This is a genomic window from Leptolyngbya sp. Heron Island J (assembly GCF_000482245.1).
In the GTDB taxonomy this organism is placed as follows: domain Bacteria; phylum Cyanobacteriota; class Cyanobacteriia; order Phormidesmidales; family Phormidesmidaceae; genus Leptothoe.
Genome location: NZ_AWNH01000092.1, coordinates 17656 through 38726, shown reverse-complemented (window position 1 = coordinate 38726; position 21071 = coordinate 17656). Strand labels below are relative to the sequence as shown.

The window sequence follows — 21071 nt, the reverse complement described above, 5'->3', positions numbered from 1 at the left end:
ACAAGTCTAGTTGCACACGAGAACAATATCAGCAATCCGCTGAGTTATTTTGTTGTTCTTCTCTCCATCCTTCTATAATCGCCATACCTACATTTACATAAGGATTATCTAAAAACTCTTCAATACTAGACTGAATTCCTGCTTGAAGAGCACTCTTCGCTCGTTGTTTAATTGTTGGGGGAATTGCAATATCCACAAATGCTTTTTTCTGAGCAAGAGTCGCGCTTGGATTTGTCTTTTCCAGTTGAATAAGCAAGTTCTGAATTTCCTCGGCTGCTTTTGCTAAAGGCTGTTTTTCAGTTGGAAATTTTTGTTTAATATTCTGTTCTCCATAGTTGTTTATTGAAACATTTGCTGAACCACCTTGTTGAATATGAATTTCTTGGCGAATATCATCTTGATTATTTTTCTCAGACATAAAATTCACTTCCTGTTTGTCAAAAGCTAAAATCTAAAGCCCATATATTAGACTGGTAATGAGATAGAACCATAAATATAAGTTTGAGACCTATATTCTATGACATCTCTCACTTGATTGCCAGATTAATGACTCTAAATAGATGCCTCAGCATTCTCTCTCTACCAACATTTTCGAAATGCACTCAAACAGCACTAATAACTAATTTATATAAATCTTTTTACGAAATGGTTTGTATCATTTGCTATTCAAAAATTGCATTACATCTATAATACCTAATAGAAGCTTCAACAAAAATACGGATAAACAAGAATGTACAACTAAATGCTAATTTGAACTTCCGAACATAACAGGTCTGCTGTGAAACAACAAGGGCACGATTTAGTTTACCCCCATATATCAAAAATTTTAACTTTTCAACGAAAAGGTGATCGAGATTTTTTACTATCATCCCTCTTAGCTACATTTGACTCTTAGTCCACAACAGACTCAGAATCTCAACATAATAATGGGCTTGCATCAAGTGACAACACAATCAGATAAGAGCAATATACCTTAAATAATCTGAAGTTCTACACTTGACCATTTTGAGCTATATTCTGCTCCCCTTCATTATGACTCGAAACATTTGCTGAACCACCTGGTCCAACATGGATTTCCTGATGATAGACAACATTATCTTCTCTAGCCCGCTTAGACATAAGCTCAACTCCCACCTTCATAAATTGAAACATTAAATCTGTCCTATTGTATCCAGAAACTTCTGACATCTCAGCAGCACCTTTAGCTATCTCAATTTCGTTTCCATCAAAGAATGTGGATAGCATTTTTTGTTCAGATTCACTTGTTCTTTCTCCTATATCAATATATTGTAATTTAAGTTTTGTTCCATTAAATTTAGCACCATCTAGATGAGCATTTCTAAAATCAGTTATATTGCCAATTCTTACAAGTTTAAGTGAACTGAGATAGAACACTGAATATTTGGAATTTCCCTGGGAGGATTTACTTCCGATATATCCTGATAGCAATATCAAAATGAACGCGAGTATGCCAGAAAAGACTCGTTCATGTCCTACTGAGGCCACACCAGCAGCAATACCCAGGAAACAAGCTGTCCAATCTATCCTAGTTATCAACCTATTAGACAAACTACCCTTAGCAACCACTTTTCTAGAAATCTCTTTCAAGGAAACAGATTGGGCTCTTGCTAATAAACCAGAAATTGTACCCAAAAAACCGGTCAATAGTATCGAAGCAGCACCAGCAATGGTTTGATCCTGAATGGGTAGAGACATAATAACTATAGCAATTATTGTAACGATTACAATAATTGCTATAAGTGTGATTCCTACTCCTAAAGAGTACTCTATAAATATTGATACAAATAGAGCAATCATGCAAGACACACCCATCCAAACGGGGTATCCACTAAAATTACTAAAAATACCCTCAAGTCCTTTACCTAAATCTTCAGGTGGAGCTATAACTACCAATATTAGTGATAATGAATAACAAATAATTAGACCAGCAGAAAAAGACAACGTTAAAAAAACTATTCGGATATAAACTTTCCATTTATCTGGAAGGCTTCCCGTAGTATCACTGAAATTCGCTCCATTGAGAATAGAGCCTACGAACTTTGTTCCACCGAGGTTGGCAGCTGAAAAATTCACCGCAGTTAAATCTCTATTACTTAAATCAACTCCACGTAAATCTGCTTTCACAAAGTTGTATTGTTTCATGTCTTCATTATCTTCGAAAACATGAGCTCTATAGTCGCTTTTGTTGTACTTTTCGTTATTCATACAGCTTTTAAGTTCTTTTCTGTGTTTTATGCATCTTGTTTCTGTACAAGAATTATAATCTTTTGAATATCTGGCACCATAAATTACAACCGCTGCTAGTAATTACCGTTGCTCCTTCCAAAGCTCTAGGTGTTTCGGTACGAATTGCATCTAGAATTACGAGCAAAACACTAGTATCTAAACTGGAATCTAATACTGAAATTAGTGACGCACTTCTAGCAGAAAATAGAGCTTGTTCAGGACTCCTAACTTGAGATTGAGTGAAACTAGAACCAGTTCTGAGTTCTTCTAATGCTTGTAAATCTTGAAAAGTAGTATTAAAAGCATTTGTTGATATACCACCTGAAAGCTTTTTGATTGACACCCCAGCTCGCAATCGAACCGATGGATATTCCCGCTCGTTCCAGAAAACGTCACCTAAAGCATCAAGAATCCTTGTTCGATAGCTCGCATTTAATTCGGGGGAGTTAAAGTTTGGACGATTGCCTAGGGCCATCACAGCATTTTGTCGCACAGTAATTTCAGGTGATTTGGTAGCTTCAATTAAAGCGTCGATCAAATTTTGATTCCAACTAGGATATCTAGAATCATACTCGTTAGAAAACGTATCGGTTCCTTGATTTTGACTTAAATCTGGTAGCACATTTTCATCCACGTTGCTGCCATTACTCTCTCGTACCTGACTTAGTAACTCACGAGCATACGTCGCAGCAATAACCCGAATATTGTAAGGCTGATCTGACTGTAAACTCGCAGCATATAGTTCAGCAATTCGGTTATCTTCAAAACCTAAACTGCCTAACGAATACAATATGATAGCTCTGAGTATTTCAGAGTCTTCATTAAGGGCGTCATTATATGTAATCAAAAGTGAGTCAAGCACTTCCTGAGGAATAATTCCAAATTGAGTGCTGTAGGCGTAAGACCCCATCTGCGCAATCGCATAGGCTGCTGCTGCTCTTAGTTCTCTGAGATTTTTTCGCTCATTGGAGTTCAAATCGCTAGAGATTGTAGCAGTTTCCTCAAGCACTATTCGATATAGCAAGGGCAAGACTAACTCACCCACCTCCGGATGCTGATTGCCAATTTTACCCAAAGCATAGGCTGCAACAGCACGACTGGATGTATCAGATCTATCATCATCCAAAATTTCTAGCAATTTGCTGTGCACCTCACTGTTGTCAGTACGTATCTCTCCTAAGGCATACAGAATTTGCCTACTCAAGTCAGCATTAAGCCCTCGTTCATCATCCAAACGATCCAATAAGGCTAAAATCAAGCCTTCACTATTCAAAGCGGCTTGCCACGAATAATATGCAGAAGCATCGAAATCAGGCGATTGTCCCTCTCGCTTGATTGCCTCAATTTCAGCGATAGCAATAGAGGTGTATTGTCCTAGTAGCCTGATGGCAGAAGCGGCTTGCCATGCCTCATTATCGTTCCCGCGTAACAATGTTGTTAGTGTAGGAATCGTAGTATCAGGCTCAGAGCGGAGAAAAGCTTGGATGACTTGATCGACAACGCGAGGCTCGTCTGAGTCATCTTCGTTCAGTCGGGACAATAGCTGTATCTGTGTCTTGATGTTATTTTGATCAACTTGGTTGATTGCGTTAATCGCACTGGCACGAATAATGGCACTCTGCTCATTGGTTACCAAATCGTTTTGTAATACTTTAGTTGCCTGGTCAACGATTTGATCGTTGTTATCTAATGAATTTAACGCAAGACCACCTAAAAGATTGGTGAGTCCAATACAAAGTGTCTCTTGCTGAAGTAGGTCACTATCAGAACTACCTAAAACACATTCTTCAGCAATACTTCCTGAAATCATATGATTTTCGGTAAATCCTAAATTTTGCAGGAACTTCACCCTGACTGAAGGATCTAAATCGGCAAAAACTTTAGGATCGAGCCGAGACAAGATATCTAAAGCCTGATTCCGTAAGGCTTTGTCATTTTCGTTATTCATTGCCAACACTGGTAGCAATAACCCACTCACAATGTTTTCTAGCTTTTGCTGCTTAGCATCATCATCCGAAGCATTAAGCTCCAGGGCAACTTCCTCTATCTGATTTAACCTGAGCGTATGTAAACGCCCAGATGAATCAGTCAAGGGTGGCTTACCATTGCAGTATGCAGAATCTTGTAACGCCAGAGTACAAAGGGCATCTTGCTCCGGTTCTCGGGTGGCTATTTGCCCTAGAGCTTCAATAGCATGTTCCTTTAAACCATTTCTCAAACCGTTATACTGTGATGCATTTAATCCCCAGCCTTCTGCTTGATATGCAGCAGGTATCTGATCCGCATTAGGTAGTCTTTCAGGTAACCTAGCTTCATTAAGCAAAGCTTCAGGCGGACATCCTTGTTCTGGTAAACGGTCCTGGTGGTTATCAGTTAAACCATACTCAAGGGAATCAAAAAATCTGTAGTACTGAAATTGCTCTTCCTGCTGCCCCTGAAAAAGTTCCATTTGAGAAGGAGTAAGACACCAATCTTCCCTTCTATTTTCTGCATCAAAGGAGACAGATGTTTCAAACCTCATAGGGCACTCTGCCCCTGGAGTCAGATTATTTCGATTACCTGCCAGCTCAGCTAGACAATTTACTACTTCAGGAAGCCTGTCATAGTCAGGATCAATTTGCCCCAATGCAGCAATAGCACCACGCTTCATTAAAAATAGCTGATTTACTAGAGAGGGTTCATCTCCCACCGGTGGTTGAGGTGCCGTTGCCGCTAGGTTGGATGCACAAATATAGTCGTAGGGCTTAGGGTACACATAAATGTGTTCCATCCGCTGCTTTACGGCTAAATCACTACCAATGCCGATTGCTGCCAGGGTGTAATTAGCCCCAGCACAAGCTAACAGTGAATCGTAAGGTAGGGATAGTAAGTAATTTGCCTCATCCAATTCTTGAGCAGCAGCGTATAAGGTTGCACCTTCAGAACCTGAATCATTAAGCCTTTCTCGCGCGAAGCGGCTTAAATTCATCAGTTCTCGTTGCCCATTGATGTTAAGTTCCTCAGAACCACCCGCTGCCTGTTTAGCATTAAGCTCCTGTAGCTTTTGTATTAGATCTTGAAATTGAATATCAGCTTTTCTGTTACTGCCTTCAACAACACTTGTAACAGCTGCTTGTACCGCATTAGTTGGATCTTCATCGCGAGCTAGCAATCGTCTTGTTCTTCTAACAAAAGATTCCAACGATGTTCCTTCCAACCCAATTTGGTCCAAAGCACTGATAATAGCTGCCCGAGTCCCGTAGTCGGATATATATTGAGTCTCCGTATCCTCTTCTGAACAACGCTCTATAGCTTTTTCAGGAACATCCACAGAATCTGCATCTACAGTCACAGCATCCAATAATTTTGCAATAAGCCCATGCTCTCTAGCATCAATTTGGGCTATTACATAGCTAGCAATACTATCGCGCACACTGTCAGTCCGTGGAAACGATCGTTCTGGGGGTGTTCCTCCCCATGCCATCAGATCACGAAGCTGCATAACCCACAGCAGGTCTTCAACTACCTTACATTCTGCTTTCTGAGTTTCATCGCTGCTTGGTAAAGGTTGCCCATCACTGATACCAATTTGTCCTAATGCAAAAGCAGCAGCTACCGCTGCTCTGTTATCAATATCTTCCTGCTTAAGAGTTGGCACCAGAGTCATCTGGTAATTAGAAGCTATTTCCTGAGCTGAGCAATCATTGTCCAGTCCTTCAACCCTGGTGTACCATTCTGGAGCTATCTGAGAATTTTCCAGGATACTTTTACCTGGCGCAATAACAGCTTTAAGACAGGATTTGAGAGTCGAGAGCTGCATCTTAGAAGACTCATATAAGAATTTGCTGCCCTGTTTCGCAAAGTTACTATCAGATCGAATAACTTGTGAATCTGCCAGCTTTTGTAACAGCTCATACTTCCTCTGATTTTGTTCAAGAGCTATGCCATAGCGGCTAAGGGTGTGGGCAACGGTTGCAATTATCTTTTCAGTTGTCTCCCTATCTGATTCTATACCGCGATCATTGAGTCCTAGAAACAGTGAATCTAGCACCGTATTTTCGCCCTCTTTTCTTGCACCATAGATACTGTCGTCATAGTGCTCTATCAAAACATCGGGCCAGAAGGATGCCAGCTGCCCCAACGCATAGGTAGCCCGATGTCGAATATCTGTATCAGAGGACCTAAGACTTTCCCCTAAAAAACGAGCTATTTGTTGCAGAGCCTCAAGATTTTTCGAGACTTTAAGCTCATTTTGAAGTTTTTCGGAATCTTTGCCATCCTCTGAATAGGGAACAAAACGCCGATAACTCACACCGCCTAAAGCCCTTACAGCTGCTAACCGGACAGCTTCATCTCGATCAGATGGCTCTTCTATCTCAGTACGTTCATTAGCTTCATTATTTGACTGAGTACGATCAGCACGACCACGAATTTCATCAATAGCCTGTAATAATCTGTTTATATCACTCCCATAGAACTGCTGAAAGGCAACTTCTGCCGACTGTCTCAGCTCCTGTCCTTCCTCAGCAGCAAAAGCTGGATTGAGAATCCTAAAAACATCTTCAGAGTGCCGTCTATTATCAAAGTACTGTTCGTAGGCATTAGGCTCGGAACTCCTTATAGAACTGATGTTACGAGGTTCATTCCCTGCGATAACAGCATCTTGGACACCTGCATCCACGTTTTGGCCCAACTGCTGAGCACGTTGTGATTCAAGTCGGCTAAAAATATTAACTGCAGTGGTTCCAATTAGTGTTTCGGCTTCCACACGCAGCTCAATAATATTTTGTGGTGTCTCTGTATTTCTACGCAGCTCAGCAATATTGTCTAATGTCTTATCAGCAATACTCTGTAATATTTTCACAACCCCGTCATGAAAAGGACCAGGTAATGCACCCAATCTTTCTAAAGATGAGATCGCAGCTGCCCGAACCGCACTGGGTTTAGAAATAAATTCATCTTTACCGTCTGAATTTCCCCTCAGAATGCCACCTGCGGCAATGCTGTTTAGAAGGACTATGTTATCTATGGTTTCATCACCATTGATATCATGCTCTACAAAAGTAATGGCTGCTAAAGCTTCAACTGTCGCTATCTGAATATCAACTAAAAGCTTCCTAGCAGGAGATTCTGTGGTATCTATATCGATATCTTTAGTTAAAGCATTTCTTAAAGTAGGGCCAAAGGTGTCAGCCAGGCTTTGCGATATTAAACCTGATGGTGACAGTGCAGCTGTTTCATTTGTCTGGCTAATCTGAGTTTGTATAGCATAACCAATATCTTGAATCGCCTTTAGAGCCGCTAAATGGATACCTACCTGCGCCTGAAACAAAGCAACTTCGTCGAGATTTGATGACTGTAGCTGATCACGAACCTCAGAAATATCTTTAATATCCAGGATATCTGTAGAAAGTAGCGTCTGATTTTCTAGAATACCTTCAATTATCGAGAAGTTAGGTACATCGCTATTATGAGAAATATGTCGAACTACTATCGAACTAAGCAAGCCAATTGCAGCAGATTTGGCTTGAATCATTGCTGGTATCTCAGGAGTAGTCTGAAGATGCAGCTGAGCATACCCCAATAGCTCTGGCAATGCAGTATTTACAACCACAGATTCAGACTGATTAACAATTACCCTCAGACGTTGCAACGCTTGAACTTGAACTTGAACTTGAACTTGATTCGCATCAGGTTCGTCTACTACCTCTGCTAGCTCGTCAAGCAACCTCCGTAACTCATAGTCCGAGCATTCATCAATACTATTGCTGTTCTCAATAATCTGTCCAACCTGAGGACAACTACTGGCCTGAGCTAACTGTTGTCGATAGCTTAAAGGTTGATTTAGTGCGATCGCAAAAGCTATGTCAGTCAAGGATAAAGATATGATTCCTGCACTCCACATCAACCGCACTAGAGACTTTCGAGAAATTCGATACTTCATAGTGTTTGAGCTACAGCAACTGAAAGAAACGTTTATTGACTAAACTCTTAAGCTACTAAATCCGCCTTACTATATACCTCTATCGTAAAAATGAGTTATTCATAGAAATAACTCTATATGTAGAAGAAAGAGCAACAGCCTAATTCACCATAAAGGCATGGATACTTCACCACCGAAGCATGCATGCTGTTGCTTAGATCCTTAAAAAACACAATACAGACCTATGAAACACATATTTTTTTTGATAGGTTTATACCAGATCAATTTTCTGTTAAGGAAGAAGAGCAGTCAACCATGTGAAGTAGGTCTGTAGCATTTTCTTAAAGAAATCAAAGATATAATCTGAGTCGCTTGTGGTAAAAGGCTTTTGGTGGCTCAGCTTATTCCACTTGACTTGCTAAATTTTAAGTGTTTTCAAAGCTTGACAGGTAAGTTCTATGGTAAGAAGAATAGGGAGTCAGAAGGTCAGAAAAACTGTTGTCAAAGCATTAGCTATCGCTATTTTGTTAGTATTTCTTGACACTAGTGCATTTTTGAAGCAATCATCCGTAGGCATGCTCGGACTTACTTCTGCACATGCTTTTATGTCAAAATCGGTTGCTACTGCTGATATTCCCAGCCGTAATGCCGTAGCTAACTCTACAGCGTTTAATAATATTTCTAGTCTCGGCATTGGAAACACATTGCCTGATTTTAGAGTTGATGATGAGCTGTTGCTTGCTGACACTGCTACTACACTTATTGCCCCACCCCCATTATCGACATTTGTACGACCTCCTGATATAGAGTTGGATTTTGGGATACAGGATCTTGAAGCCCAACGAGGCGAAGAGTTTGACCAATACTTTGGTCAGTCATTTACTCGGAAGGTTGTAGATCCTGAAAATATCCGTTACGCGCTCTACGCTATGCATAGGCAGGTGCCAAGTATTAAACCAGCTGTGGTTTATCTATCTTCCCAGGGCGAAAGGGTTTTTATTAGGGTCGAGACCGCTGATGGGCCGCCTATCAAGCTTCAAAGCACTGTGGCAACTGAACCTCTGGCATCAAATTCAGATGAAGACTTTTATCCTGAGGAGGGTAGTCCACCTCAAACATCAGGTACTAGGGACCAAGTAGAATCAGAATCTGATACTCGGGATGTGAGTCGTAGTGAGGTCATTGAGCAGGTCGAGCTCTTTTGGAGAGAGGTTCAAAATCCTGAAAGTAGTAATTATTTAGAAGCTTCAAAACAGCTGTATAAACTATTAATTGCTCCTATAAGGAGGGAGCTTAGGGCGAAGTACCCTGATGTAAATACTCTTCTATTTTCTATGGAAAATGGATTAAGGCTTATTCCTCTTGCTGCTCTCTACGATGAAGAGGATGGTGAGTACTTGACAGAACAATACCAGTTAAGCGTTATTCCTAGGTTTAGTGCGTTGGATCTGCGTCCCAGTGACTTATCTAATGCTGATGTTTTAGCTATGGGAATATCTGAATTTAGGAATTCAGAAGAGTATGCTCCTTTAAGCGCTGTTCCTTTAGAGCTAAAGCTTATTCAAAGCGTATGGAGTGGGGGAGACACGTTGAGCCATTCCAGTGAAAGGCGTGCTCGACAAAGAAGTCGTTTCAGAGCAAATAGTAATGCTACTTTAGCTAACTTGCGTCAGGATCGGCGTGAGCATCCTTTCCAAATTATTCACCTTGCTACCCATGCTAACTTTAACCCTGGCGTGGCGAGTGACTCAAATATTCAGTTGTGGGATACAACTCTCCCACTAAACCCTTTTCAGATAGAAACACTTAATTGGAATAACCCTCCTGTAGATTTGCTGGTCTTAAGTGCTTGCCGAACTGCTTTGGGTGATGAAAGTGCCGAGTTAGGTTTTGCAGGCTTATCTTTGCAAGCTGAAGTTAAATCTACCCTTGCCAGTCTTTGGTATGTAGGCGATTTAAGTACCCTCGTCTATATGATGGAGTTCTACAGAAACTTAAGATCACCTGAGACTGGAAGCAAAGCTGAAGCTGTACAAAAAACACAATTAGCAATGCTGAGCGAAGAAAGACTCAAGCAAAATCTACGGGAACTCAGAATCATTATTAGAACAGCATTGAATAACAATGATAGATTACTAATCGAAGCTGATGGCTCTCAATCTCTTACGGAGACAGAGTTACAGGGCATTCTTGAAATTGATAATAAATTGAGTGGAAATGAAGATGTAATTATTAAGCAATTAAGCCATCCGTATTCTTGGTCTGCATTTACTTTGGTAGGTAGTCCTTGGTAGACCGAAGCTGTTCACAAAACCCATATCCATTGCAGTGCAGCCCTGTGTAACTAACTTATAGGTGTTCAGGAATATATCCATGAGCAAATCCATTTCAATTTCTTCCTCTAAGCAAAGTTGGGTGCGCTGTCCATTTTTTCTGAGACCCACTTTAGTCTTGGCTGCATCTTTGAAAATCATCATAGTCATTGGTAGTTTTATTGGTGTTCAAGCAGGAACAAATAGTGTTGAAGATAAATTAGTTATTCAAGCTGATACAGATTTTTCGCTACTCTCTGAACATTTAGTAGCCGTTGGTTCTTCTCTCGTAGAGAGTAATGAGGACACTTCAGTATTAGCAGATGCAATTTTAGAGGTAGATGCTAGTAATTATATTGATGAGACTATACCCTTTGTTAATGAACCTAATAGTAATGTGATTCTCTTGTCAGTAGATGATTTTGACGAATCAGGTAGTGAAGACGATCTTGAAGATTACTTAATATTGGAGTATCGTGTAGAAAATTGTTGCTCAGATGAAGAGCAAATTAGTGAGACTCTTGCTGATAGGGACATAGAGTTTCGAGCGGAGATAGATGCAATTGTTATTCCCTACTTAGGTCAAACGGTTTCATCCGCAATACGAAAGGGTATTCAAGATGCCGTTACATTACAGTATTTGAATCGTGGCTATGTCACCTCTAGAGCACAGCCTTTGCGAGTTGAGGGCAATACACTAATCATCCCTGTCCTTGAAGGCTACATTCAAGATATTAGAGTTAGAAGCCAGGACTCATCCGAATTTCCTGAAGATGAGTCTTATAAAGAACGAACGAATCTAGGGAGGTATGTTCGAGCTCTACTCAGAAATACTACAGGTGATGTTGGTCAAGAAGGCACGCCAATCAGACCAATAAATCTATCTAAGTTAGAAGACCATGTAAGATTAATGTCTCTCGATCCGCGTTTTGAGAATAAATCTGTAGTTGCAACTCTTCAAGCTACTGATACGGCTGATCAAGCTGCTAGCATTCTAGAGATCGAATTACGAGAGATTAATTGGGATGCTAAGATTGATGTAAATAATGATTCACCTCCAAGTTTAGGAGAAACTGGGATTGATTGGGAAACAAACTACAATCTCGGAGATGGTTCACGCTTCACTTTAGAGGGTCGTTATATTCCGGCTGGAAATACTGAAAGATCAGAATTTGATTCTGGATTTAGTGAGTTTTTAGACGACATTTCATTCTCTCTATCAGGTCTATATGAGTCTCCCCCTATCGGTCGAAATCTCTCTAGGATAACACTAGGTGTCACCCGTGATCGTAATGACATAGTACGCGGTAACTTCCAAGAAGAGGGATTTCGTTCTGAGACAGAACGTTACACACTTGCCTATCGTTATCCAATTTTGCGTAAGGTCTATAATGAATTCAATCTCGAATTTGGATTTGTCCGAGAAGAAAGTCAAACATTTGTTGATAGAACAACACCGTTCCCCATAGGAATTGGTCCAGATGATTCTGGTATTAGTCGAACATCAACTTTCTTCTTTGGACAAGAATATATCCAGCGTGGGGATAAAAACCTATTTCTATTACGTTCTCAGTTTAATTTGGGTACGAGATTATTTGATGCTACTAACAACTCATCTTCGATACCTGATAGTGAGTTTTTTTCCTGGGTTGGACAAGCACAATGGTTAAAGCCACTTTCCGAAAACCATAGGCTCTTTGCACGTGGAATCATTCAGCTCACTCCTAATAGCTTGCTGCCAGTTAATCAATTTGTGGTAGGGGGTAATAACTCTGTTAGAGGTTACCGGCAGAACTTTCGTTCCGGTGATAACGGTTTAATACTAGCTATTGAAGACAGAATAAGAGTTTTCATTGATGGTGAAAAAGATTGGTTAGATCTACAAGTTATTCCATTCTTTGATGCTGGATGGGTTTGGAATAATGGAAATAATCCTAATCAAATACCTGACCCAAACTTCATTGCTAGTCTCGGACTGGGATTGCAGGCAGATCTGTTAGAAGATAAAAACTTAAGAGTTCGCTTAGATTATGGTATACCGCTTAGTAGTGGCACAGAAATAGATAGTGATTTTCGAGATCAAAGGTTTCACTTTAGTGTTGGATACCATCACATCTTTAGATAAACCTTTTGAGTAGCTAGTACAGCATCAGTCCCATCTCCCTATTTATAACCATCATCTCTACAGAAAACAATAACTTAACACTAATCCTGTGAAGTACTATGGGATGAGCACTCTGAGGCTCCTGGTAATGGTAAAGTCTTTTCAACATCTGGCAAACTGACATAAATTGTCTCCAGATTTATCACGCGTTCCTCTAGCGCCTTCACAGTCTGAATCAATTCAATCTCTTCTTGCTTAGGTTTATCAGGTGAAACCCATATGGCTGCCGTTCCCCCGGCCGCACTAAGCGCTACCAGAAAAGGTAACAAGATGCCACTTTCGGTAATGGCCACTAAGGGAATACAAATGGCTAACATGCCAGTAGCATACTCCCAGATAGACGAGGTTGCCTTAACTTTTGAATTCTTTTCAGTAGATTTGTGACCCATAGTACTAGAACTCACGAAAAGTCATCCCATTAGAGGTTAAACTGCTCCATATTCACAAAGTATACACAAACACTGAGAGGAAATTATGAGGAAGCTGCCGCGCATCACCACAGGCCAGGCAGCAGTCGATAATGAACGCTGCGAGTATAGGCTTGATACCCCGAGAGTTCTTTTTGCAATGTGCGATCTTCTAACGCTGTGCGTATGATCAAACAAACTGTGGATAAAATGGCTGGAATAAAGGCCCACCAAGAGCCTAGGAGTACTGGGGTCGCCAGTACCAACCCTAGTATTATAGCGGTATAACCAGGGTGACGGACGATGCCGTAGGGTCCAGACGAAATCACTTGGTGGTTGCGATCGCGCTGTATTCTCACTGTTTTTTCAAAGTGAGGATTAACTGCCATCGCCCAGGTGATAAACGCCACAAAGAAGCCATATAAGCCTGCACCCAAGAACCATAGCCAGGGTGACATCTGTGACCATTGATATTGAGCATCAAGCGCTGCTACCACTGGTGTAGTTAAAAATGTGAGGCCAAAAGGTACCAGGACAACAATGTCCCAGGTTTTTGTCCCTTTGCCAAACTCCCCCCGTCTCTTCATCATCTCAGGATTTTTGCGCCATAGATAGGGGACGCTACTAATGCAACCAAGGATAAGGAGGCCAATAAAGGCCCATCCTCTCCACCAGTCCCAGCGTCCCGCTAGCCAGAATAGGAGACTGATGTAGAGCAAACTAATGACCAGACGTGCGATTCTTTTTAATCTCATAGGCCCTCTGAGATCGCAACAGTACTGAAGAATTTGGTTACTAAAGACCGTGCTCTTCGTAATCTTCAGAGGATTCTGGTTCTAGCTCCCAGCGATGAGCGTCACGTGCTTGCATTATTCGCAGGGTGCGGAGTGGATGCTCATCAGGTGTTTGAATACCTTCGGCCACTGCCAAATCTTCCACCACATTTTGCTCAGGGGTAGATGCTGTACCACCGACAGCCTCTTCGCCACTAACCTGTGATTGATACTGGTCGGTATCCATATCACCGCCTGTAAGGGCTGTACCCTCAGCAGACCGAGCTCGCAGCTGGTGTAATAGGCTGCCAAAACCAGTGTCTCGGTCTGTTAGTTCCTCAACGGATATGTAGTCTGTTTCAATCCTCTTTGAGGTAGATTGAGTAGACTCTTCTGGCGGCACTGAGGCATCCAGATCCCAGTCTTCTGGTAAATTTGTTGCCTTGCTAGGCAGTTGATCATCATCATAGGGCATAGCACTTACCTCCGCCAGGTTTCAAGCAGCACAAGCTCACACCTGTCTCAATTATATTTCACGCTTTACTAAAGCTGCTGAGTTGGCTATTCTTTACATCCTGTGAGCAATTGCCACTGACTGTTATCGAGATAGGTATGGCATCAGCCTCTGACGCTAGTGAATATCTCTCTGGCTATGACGCTGTTGTCAGCCAGAAAGCGTTGGTTCGGCTCACTTATAAACACCAGGATTAATGCGATCGCCACCCTCAATTAACGCCGGCTCAGGTGGAGTCACTACAAAATTGTCTAAATTGGCGTTGAGGATATCCAGTTCACGGTTGCTCAAGCCTTTAATATTAAGGACATCCTCCACGGTATCGAAGGGAGCATTTTTAATAACTTTTCGAGCCAGTGTTGGATACATGCCTCGATAGCGTTTAAAGGCCAAAACATTTGAGTTGTTGAGATCAATCTTGGAGCCGATTTCACCTAATTTTTCATCGACTGGGTTACGAAGTATTGCCGCTACAGTATATGAATTATTTAGCTGATTTAAGCTTGTATGGGTTAATCTTGCAGCTATGGCTGGTTGTCCCAGTCCTAATCCAAACCAACAGCTAATTAATAAACTTACCCCTATTAGCAGGGTTAAAAAACGTCTCACTATCTTATCTCCCTCTTTTTAGACATCTAGCACCAATGGTAAAAAGATAATGTGAGGAATTTGTGAGCACCAAGACCTAACACACGGTCCAACAGATAGAGTTCAGACTACTTTAATTGAAGCAAGACTGAGTGTAGGCTAGCCTATGCGTAACGATTCGTTAGTGAGTGAGTGATAGTGAGAGAAAATTACCTTATAATCTGTTATTTTGAGCCTATACCAACCTCTAAAAGCCTTTCTAAATAAAACTCACAGGAGAAATAAAACGTTAATAAATGATCATCGTTTATTAACATATTTGTTATCATAGTAATGGAGGATGTAGATGATCTTCCTCCACCATAGGATAAGTGAAATACCTTAGTGAGAAGGTAAGGTCAAACCAAGCTCTCAGGAAGAGACGGCTATGTGAGGAGCTAAGATAAACTACAGACTCTGTAAGCCCTAGAATGGTTTGGAAGGAGGAAACCTTGGACAAGTTAATAGGCGATTATTGACGGACGGATCAGGTCAATGTTTGATCGGTTCGTCAATTTTCTCGTTTAAACCTGGTTTATATCCACAACTAGAGGATTTTCGGAGGGCAAACCCAAGGCTTTGAACTGTATCCGGCTTAAAGCGTTTTTCTCTTCTTAGTTTATTGGATTACCTGATGTAGGGCTGATTGGGTCATTCTTGCAATTGCCTCCTCATTTGCCTTAGGCAATCGATAATAGTTTCCTCCTGCCCGTCTGGCTAAGTCTTCCACTAATCCAGTAGAGATATATTTACGCTCGGTGTCGATCACCAGCAATCGTATGTCTAACGATCGAATCCTGGCAGCGATTTTCAAGAGTTCTGTTTTGAGGTCAGGCGTTTCCTCCTGCCATAGGGATTCTCGCAGTGAATGTGTCAGCGAAATGTTAGCTCGACCATCGGTAATTAAAACTATCACTACCTGACCGATGTCCTTGGTCTGCAATGCATTTGTGCCCACACGAATCGCTTGAGCAAGTCCATGGGCTAGTGGCGAGCCACCACCACAGGGTAAATGTTCCAGGCGTTTGCGGGCAGCGGTGATCGAACGGGTGGGAGGTAACAGCACCTCAGCTTGTTCCCCCCGAAATTGGATCAGCGCTACTTGATCACGATGGCGGTAAGCTTCTGTCAAAATCTGTAGGGCGGCTCCCTTCGCGGCTCGCATCCGATTTAACGCCATGGAGCCCGAGGCATCGACTACAAAAATCACTAGAGCACCAGCTTTACGTGCCAATCGCTTGATGCGAATATCGTCTTCTTCAACAATCACGCGGCGGCCCGGTTGGCGACGACGACGTCGAATTTGGTAGGGAGCCGCCGCTCGTAGGGTGGCATCAACAGCAATGCGCTTAATCTCGCCCTTGGGAAACATCGGCTTGACGTACCGGCCTCGATCTTGGGAGAAGATCAGACTACGACTGCCGGCTTTGCCCCGCCGTTTTGCGCTTTGAGTAAAATCAAGCACGGATGGGTCGAGAATGACACCTTCCGGGTCAAAGACAAATTCCTCTGGAATTTCGAGGGTTTCTGGTTCAGCTTGTTCCTGGTTAGTTGAGTCTTCCGGCTGAGGTGCGTCTTCTGGTGACGGTGGCGGTGGTGGTGACTGCTCCGGGGACCGCACTTCGATCATCGCAGCTCGGGGCACAATGGCGAGTTCGACAGCGCAGCGTAGGTCTTCAGCATTGACGGTTAAGCGACCGTTGAGAGCAGCATGGGCTTTGGCAATGCGTACAGCAAACAACTCAGCCCGATGACCTTCCACATCACCACGAATGGCTTCATTAACAAGGTAGTTAATTTGTTCTGGTTGAATCGTTACCGTTTTGAGCCACTCCCGCGCTAGAACAATCTGAGTTTTAATCTCGTCAATCTCGTCGGCATACTGCTGCAGAAATTGTTGAGGGTTGTCAGCATACTGCTGGGTGCGCTCGACCACTTCGATGCGCTCATGAATGTCTAGGGTGGCATCGGCGGAGAGTGCGATCGCAAACCGATCTAACAAATGGGTACGCAGATCCCCTTCTTCAGGGTTGTAGGTAGCGATAAAAATCGGCCTGCAGGGATGCTGAAAACTAATGCCTTCCCGCTCAATGTTGTTGACACCCTCAGTCAAAATAGCAATCAGCAGATTAGTGATATGCTCATCGAGCAAATTAATCTCATCGACATAAAGCACCCCTCGATGAGCTTCGGCCAACAAACCAGGTTGAAAAACAGAGTCTCCTTGCGTAATGGACTGACTCACATCCACTGAGCCCAGCAGTCGGTCTTCTGTCACCCCCAACGGCACCTGAATAAAAGGGGGCGGAATCATATGCCTATCAATTGTGTGATCATCCTGAGCTACCGATTTCGGAGCTCCTCCATACCTGTATCGAGTCTCATCATCCCACTCTAATGGAGCAGCCGGATCGCAGTTGCAACAGGTCCCTTTAATGACTTCCATGGGCGGTAGCAGCGCATGCAGGGCTCGAGCCATCACTGATTTAGCAGTCCCTCGACGACCGGCAATAATCACTCCACCCAACCCAGGATCAACCGCTATCAATAGAAGCGCCAGTTTAATCATCTCCTGATTGACAATCGCCGTCAGCGGAAAGGCTTGTATGTTCGTGTGATGGGGATCAGCCAACGCAGAAGACATTTCAGGTAATCCAAACAGACACTTCACTAGTACTCTGTGGCGTAAGTTTGCCCACTATCAAATGTGGATGGGTGGATGGGTGGATGAAATAGCTGCCAAATTTTTGCCATCGAATACTAGCTACCCATGCTTATTTAAACAGCTGACTTTGAGGTTTCTGTGGGGATTCCTAGAAGAGACATCGCCGAGGGCATCTGCTAACTCAATCACAATGAGTTACTTCGTAGCGACTGCTATCAGCCGCTTTGCCTCTGGGCCATATTCATTACCATCAAGGTCCCCAAAGATGCGGACCTCCTTAAAACCAACTTGTTGAAACCCTTCAACGCCAGGCTCACCGAATGCCGCCCTGGACCACAAGCAAGATCTAAAACAGAATTGCCTTTGAATTTAACGAGCGAGAGGATCTTAGCGACTTCTTCTCCGGCGTTCTCGAAACGCTCCTTTGGAAAAAGGATTGGATAAAAAGTCTCCCAGAATGCCTCATCCGCGAACCAGTCTGCCATGATATTCAATTGCTCCCCGCCAGAGTCCTGTGATGCTTAAGCGTTGAATATAGAAACTATATTAACGAACTCAGACAAAACGATCAAAAAAGCTAACAAAATCCGAAGATAACCTTTGAATTCTAATAGATAACTTCTCAGCGGTCGATGGGCATAGGCGTTGTTAGACTGCGATCTCTTGCTTCAAGAATTTATGAACATGCTGAACTGCCCTGTGCGCAACCATCGGAAGTGCTCTTGGGGTTGTTGGATTGGTCTGACTCAACGAGTTCAGACCAGGGAAACTGCATATCCGCCGGATGCTTGCTTATGCTCCGCCTAGGAGAGCGCTCCATGCTCGAACAGCCGTTGCTTTCGCATCTGTCTCGATCAAGTCCCCATGGGACAAGATGATCTGCTTGAAGTTCCACTTAAGGATTTTCTGTAGCGACTTACGTGCAGCTACCTTATCTTTCCATCCCATCTGGTACTCTGGCGCTGGTTTTGGGTTATCCCACATGTGAAAGACCACCTTCCACCATAGCTTCAATAGCCAGTTTACGTTAGGGGTCTGGTCAGTAAAGTTCTCAATGAGATCAACTAACAGTAGAGTCTTACTTGGCCTATGAAAAAAGGCTACTTCCCAAATGAACTTGTTACCTCTGACGAGCACCTGATCGAGAGTTCCCTGCCACAGTTCAGCAGGTCTGTCCCCAAGAAACCAATCAAAGTCTATTTCGGGACGTTTTATCTCGACGCCAGGGCAGATATAGGTATCTGCGTTAGGAAAGGCAGCTTGTGCAGACGAGATATAAATATGGTGATAGGAGCCTGGAGCAACAATGCACGCAACTTCACCTAGCGCGGATATAGCTTCCTTCGTCACCGAGTCAATCTCACAAGGCGAATGGAGCATAAGTTTTGTGTCCGAGATCTTAATCACGGCCATGCGGGCATTGAAGTCGCAGCCCGCAAAGTGAATGGGGTACTCCTGCACCCAAATCTGTCCCGGAACAAATTCGGTCAACGGCATTGCTCTAGATCCTCTTGTAGTACGAAACATTCACTTTCGTTACGATAGGCAGCGCTATCAATTTGGAGAAACGCGTAGGGCGTATGTCGCGTATTGGCCGAAACACAACATACGCCCTGCAAAATCCTACATCGGCTATCAGGGAAGGGAAATATTTCTACCTCATCTCCCTATGCGGGCTACCGTGTACACACAAGTCGAAGAATAGCTCAAGATGTCGAGCCCACCCTGCGAGAAGAGCAAAGCTCTACATCCCTCAACCATTTAAGACATTGAATTCTCAACTTTTCAGCCTTCCCCAGGTTCACTTGAGTGCTACTTGCGATCAAACCATTCCTGAACAATCGGATGATTCACAGGTAGCTGATCAAGAGCTACCTCAAAATTCTGACGTGCTTGGGGCATTTCCTCACCGAAGCCGTAGTCCAGAATTTCCAGAATTTCCTGGCGCAAGGCTTGATCTTGGGGGCCAAGCACTGAAATCAGAAATTGGGGATTTTCGCCAGCCCACCTTGCCAATGCAACAGCCTGAGCTTCGGCAAAGGCCCCATCGACCCAGAGTTTAAACAGACTCTCGGCAGCCTGAGAATCTTCGCTGGTCGCTCGCTGACCTAGCTCACGGATAACCTGCACTTTGCTGGCCATAAGATGATGACTATAAGACGCACAGCAAATCGCTGTACGGTCACGCGCAACCCAGCCTTGAACAGGCGCATCAATTTGTATCCAATCACTTTGCTGATAAACAGCGTTAATCTCAGTACCATTCAATAGGCTCATTACCAAGTTGTTCTTGCTAACCTGAGCGCTAGTGCGAATATTCACAAAACCATCTGGGTCGTCAACAACCATGGTCTGGCAATCATATGCTTGAGCCAGGTCATTGTTGCTACTATCTGAGGGGATAGCATTTGAACACGATGCCAAACTAATGGCGCTAATCAAGCTTCCTGTAATGACAAATGCTATTGGAAAGTGTTTCATGTCGAGCCTCTCTCATATCCACATAGCACAAAAATAATTAAGTATCCAAGTAACAAGCGTTAGTTTTAGCAATCTGTAGCTCCTTCATCATTTATGGATGCAGTCCCCTGCGTCAGCAACAAACCACGAGCGTAGTGAGGGGTTTGTCCGACTGTATAGGTTTATTGTGTGGGTATTTTTATGATGGAGCATACATTTCAAAGATTTCAGCTTCGGTCAAAGCCTTGGTTTGATTTGCAAAGCTGTAAAACGAAGGTTTTTTGTCAATGAAAACTTGGCTTTCGAACACAAAAAGCTTTTGATCATCAAAAAGCCCAACTGGAACCTGGTGCTGATTGTTCTCTTTTAATCGGTAAAACAGATGACTTCCGCATTTATTGCAGAAGCCACGTTCTGCCCAGTCCGACGAGTTATACACTGTAATATTCTCTTCTCCTTTGAATGAAATGTTCGTGCCACAGTCTACTTCCATAAATGGCCCTCCACCCCATTTTCTACACATACCGCAATGGCATGCGTATACCTTTTTACTGAAGTTACTCGTCGTGAAACTTACAGCACCACATAGGCAACTTCCGTTTTTACTGACTGCTTCTGACATATTGCTCTCCTATTTATGAACTTTGCTTTTCCACATAACGTTGAACTCAGCGGTACCCAGTAGGGTATCCATTACAGCCACTGATCTTCACTCTTACGAGGTTCTACGTGGATCTGTATTGGAGAAACATGCTGGCTTGTAAACGTGCCAGTGCTATCGTCCTCGATTTGAGCGCGGACACGTGGCGTGACCTCAATCGCTCCAGCGTCGTCGCCACTGCTGACGGATCGACAGGTCCTTTCACCTGCCCGACGAACACAACATTGAATGGCAGAATCAGCGTCACGCGTTCACCGACTATCTTGCGCCGGAAGTTTGCATGATCGTTGCTATCCATGGCTATCCCCCATTACTCAAATGAATAAGACCACCATGAAG

Annotated in this window: 16 protein-coding genes; 3 read left to right on the top strand and 13 right to left on the bottom strand. The window is 43.1% G+C overall.

What is annotated here, in order from left to right:
- Window positions 1-28: 28 nt before the first annotated feature.
- The 3 genes from N836_RS64105 to N836_RS64095 all read right to left on the bottom strand — a co-directional run bounded on the left by N836_RS64105 (window position 29) and on the right by N836_RS64095 (window position 7954).
- Window positions 29-418, bottom strand: coding sequence for a hypothetical protein (locus N836_RS64105; protein ID WP_023075347.1), 390 nt, complete (start codon window positions 416-418; stop codon window positions 29-31).
- A 572-nt stretch (window positions 419-990) separates the two neighbouring features.
- Complete coding sequence (locus N836_RS64100) at window positions 991-2226, bottom strand: pentapeptide repeat-containing protein (protein ID WP_023075346.1); 1236 nt, start codon at window positions 2224-2226, stop codon at window positions 991-993.
- 52 nt (window positions 2227-2278) lie between these two features.
- Window positions 2279-7954: a hypothetical protein gene (locus N836_RS64095; protein ID WP_152532248.1), complete on the bottom strand. Its 5676-nt coding sequence runs from the start codon at window positions 7952-7954 to the stop codon at window positions 2279-2281.
- 136 nt (window positions 7955-8090) lie between these two features.
- Between N836_RS64095 and N836_RS77955 the strand changes: the two genes are divergently transcribed.
- From N836_RS77955 to N836_RS64090, 3 genes are all read left to right on the top strand, one after another.
- Window positions 8091-8213: a hypothetical protein gene (locus tag N836_RS77955; protein WP_268744330.1), complete on the top strand. Its 123-nt coding sequence runs from the start codon at window positions 8091-8093 to the stop codon at window positions 8211-8213.
- Between the two features lie 394 nt (window positions 8214-8607).
- On the top strand, window positions 8608-10443 hold the full coding sequence (locus N836_RS0139155; protein ID WP_081716964.1) for a CHAT domain-containing protein: 1836 nt from the start codon (window positions 8608-8610) through the stop codon (window positions 10441-10443).
- A 79-nt stretch (window positions 10444-10522) separates the two neighbouring features.
- Entirely contained in the window at window positions 10523-12586 is a 2064-nt protein-coding gene (locus tag N836_RS64090; protein WP_023075343.1) for a ShlB/FhaC/HecB family hemolysin secretion/activation protein, read from the top strand.
- A gap of 80 nt (window positions 12587-12666) precedes the next feature.
- Here the strand turns inward: N836_RS64090 and N836_RS64085 are convergent, their stop codons facing one another.
- From N836_RS64085 to N836_RS76100, 10 genes are all read right to left on the bottom strand, one after another.
- Window positions 12667-13014, bottom strand: a complete 348-nt coding sequence (locus N836_RS64085) for a hypothetical protein (RefSeq protein ID WP_023075342.1) — start codon at window positions 13012-13014, stop codon at window positions 12667-12669.
- A gap of 104 nt (window positions 13015-13118) precedes the next feature.
- Entirely contained in the window at window positions 13119-13787 is a 669-nt protein-coding gene (locus tag N836_RS64080; protein ID WP_023075341.1) for a methyltransferase family protein, read from the bottom strand.
- A 40-nt stretch (window positions 13788-13827) separates the two neighbouring features.
- Window positions 13828-14280 (bottom strand): DUF6335 family protein, encoded by a 453-nt coding sequence (locus N836_RS64075; protein WP_023075340.1) that lies wholly within the window; start codon window positions 14278-14280, stop codon window positions 13828-13830.
- Between the two features lie 213 nt (window positions 14281-14493).
- On the bottom strand, window positions 14494-14928 hold the full coding sequence (gene psbU / locus N836_RS64070; RefSeq protein WP_023075339.1) for a photosystem II complex extrinsic protein PsbU: 435 nt from the start codon (window positions 14926-14928) through the stop codon (window positions 14494-14496).
- Window positions 14929-15565: 637 nt separating this feature from the next.
- Window positions 15566-17590, bottom strand: a complete 2025-nt coding sequence (gene bchD / locus N836_RS64065; protein WP_023075338.1) for a magnesium chelatase ATPase subunit D — start codon at window positions 17588-17590, stop codon at window positions 15566-15568.
- A 236-nt stretch (window positions 17591-17826) separates the two neighbouring features.
- A complete protein-coding gene (locus N836_RS64060) occupies window positions 17827-18096 on the bottom strand; it encodes a methyltransferase (protein WP_023075337.1) in 270 nt (89 codons plus the stop codon).
- 307 nt (window positions 18097-18403) lie between these two features.
- Window positions 18404-19108: a DUF4336 domain-containing protein gene (locus tag N836_RS64055; RefSeq protein ID WP_023075336.1), complete on the bottom strand. Its 705-nt coding sequence runs from the start codon at window positions 19106-19108 to the stop codon at window positions 18404-18406.
- Between the two features lie 315 nt (window positions 19109-19423).
- Window positions 19424-20092 (bottom strand): hypothetical protein, encoded by a 669-nt coding sequence (locus tag N836_RS64050; protein WP_023075335.1) that lies wholly within the window; start codon window positions 20090-20092, stop codon window positions 19424-19426.
- Between the two features lie 178 nt (window positions 20093-20270).
- Window positions 20271-20693: a GFA family protein gene (locus tag N836_RS0139150; RefSeq protein ID WP_031293821.1), complete on the bottom strand. Its 423-nt coding sequence runs from the start codon at window positions 20691-20693 to the stop codon at window positions 20271-20273.
- Window positions 20694-20796: 103 nt separating this feature from the next.
- On the bottom strand, window positions 20797-21030 hold the full coding sequence (locus N836_RS76100; RefSeq protein ID WP_152532247.1) for a hypothetical protein: 234 nt from the start codon (window positions 21028-21030) through the stop codon (window positions 20797-20799).
- Window positions 21031-21071 lie beyond the last annotated feature (41 nt).

Excerpts from the sequence above, each read along its gene's own strand:
- N836_RS64105 (WP_023075347.1), bottom strand. The coding sequence starts at position 418 with ATGTCTGAGAAAAATAATCAAGATGATATTCGCCAAGAAATTCATATT.
- N836_RS64100 (WP_023075346.1), bottom strand. The coding sequence starts at position 2,226 with ATGAATAACGAAAAGTACAACAAAAGCGACTATAGAGCTCATGTTTTC.
- N836_RS77955 (WP_268744330.1), top strand. The coding sequence starts at position 8,091 with ATGTCAGTCAAGGATAAAGATATGATTCCTGCACTCCACATCAACCGC.
- N836_RS0139155 (WP_081716964.1), top strand. The coding sequence starts at position 8,608 with ATGGTAAGAAGAATAGGGAGTCAGAAGGTCAGAAAAACTGTTGTCAAA.
- N836_RS64090 (WP_023075343.1), top strand. The coding sequence starts at position 10,523 with ATGAGCAAATCCATTTCAATTTCTTCCTCTAAGCAAAGTTGGGTGCGC.
- N836_RS64085 (WP_023075342.1), bottom strand. The coding sequence starts at position 13,014 with ATGGGTCACAAATCTACTGAAAAGAATTCAAAAGTTAAGGCAACCTCG.
- N836_RS64080 (WP_023075341.1), bottom strand. The coding sequence starts at position 13,787 with ATGAGATTAAAAAGAATCGCACGTCTGGTCATTAGTTTGCTCTACATC.
- N836_RS64075 (WP_023075340.1), bottom strand. The coding sequence starts at position 14,280 with ATGCCCTATGATGATGATCAACTGCCTAGCAAGGCAACAAATTTACCA.
- bchD (WP_023075338.1), bottom strand. The coding sequence starts at position 17,590 with ATGTCTTCTGCGTTGGCTGATCCCCATCACACGAACATACAAGCCTTT.
- N836_RS64060 (WP_023075337.1), bottom strand. The coding sequence starts at position 18,096 with ATGGCAGACTGGTTCGCGGATGAGGCATTCTGGGAGACTTTTTATCCA.
- N836_RS64055 (WP_023075336.1), bottom strand. The coding sequence starts at position 19,108 with ATGCCGTTGACCGAATTTGTTCCGGGACAGATTTGGGTGCAGGAGTAC.
- N836_RS64050 (WP_023075335.1), bottom strand. The coding sequence starts at position 20,092 with ATGAAACACTTTCCAATAGCATTTGTCATTACAGGAAGCTTGATTAGC.
- N836_RS0139150 (WP_031293821.1), bottom strand. The coding sequence starts at position 20,693 with ATGTCAGAAGCAGTCAGTAAAAACGGAAGTTGCCTATGTGGTGCTGTA.
- N836_RS76100 (WP_152532247.1), bottom strand. The coding sequence starts at position 21,030 with ATGGATAGCAACGATCATGCAAACTTCCGGCGCAAGATAGTCGGTGAA.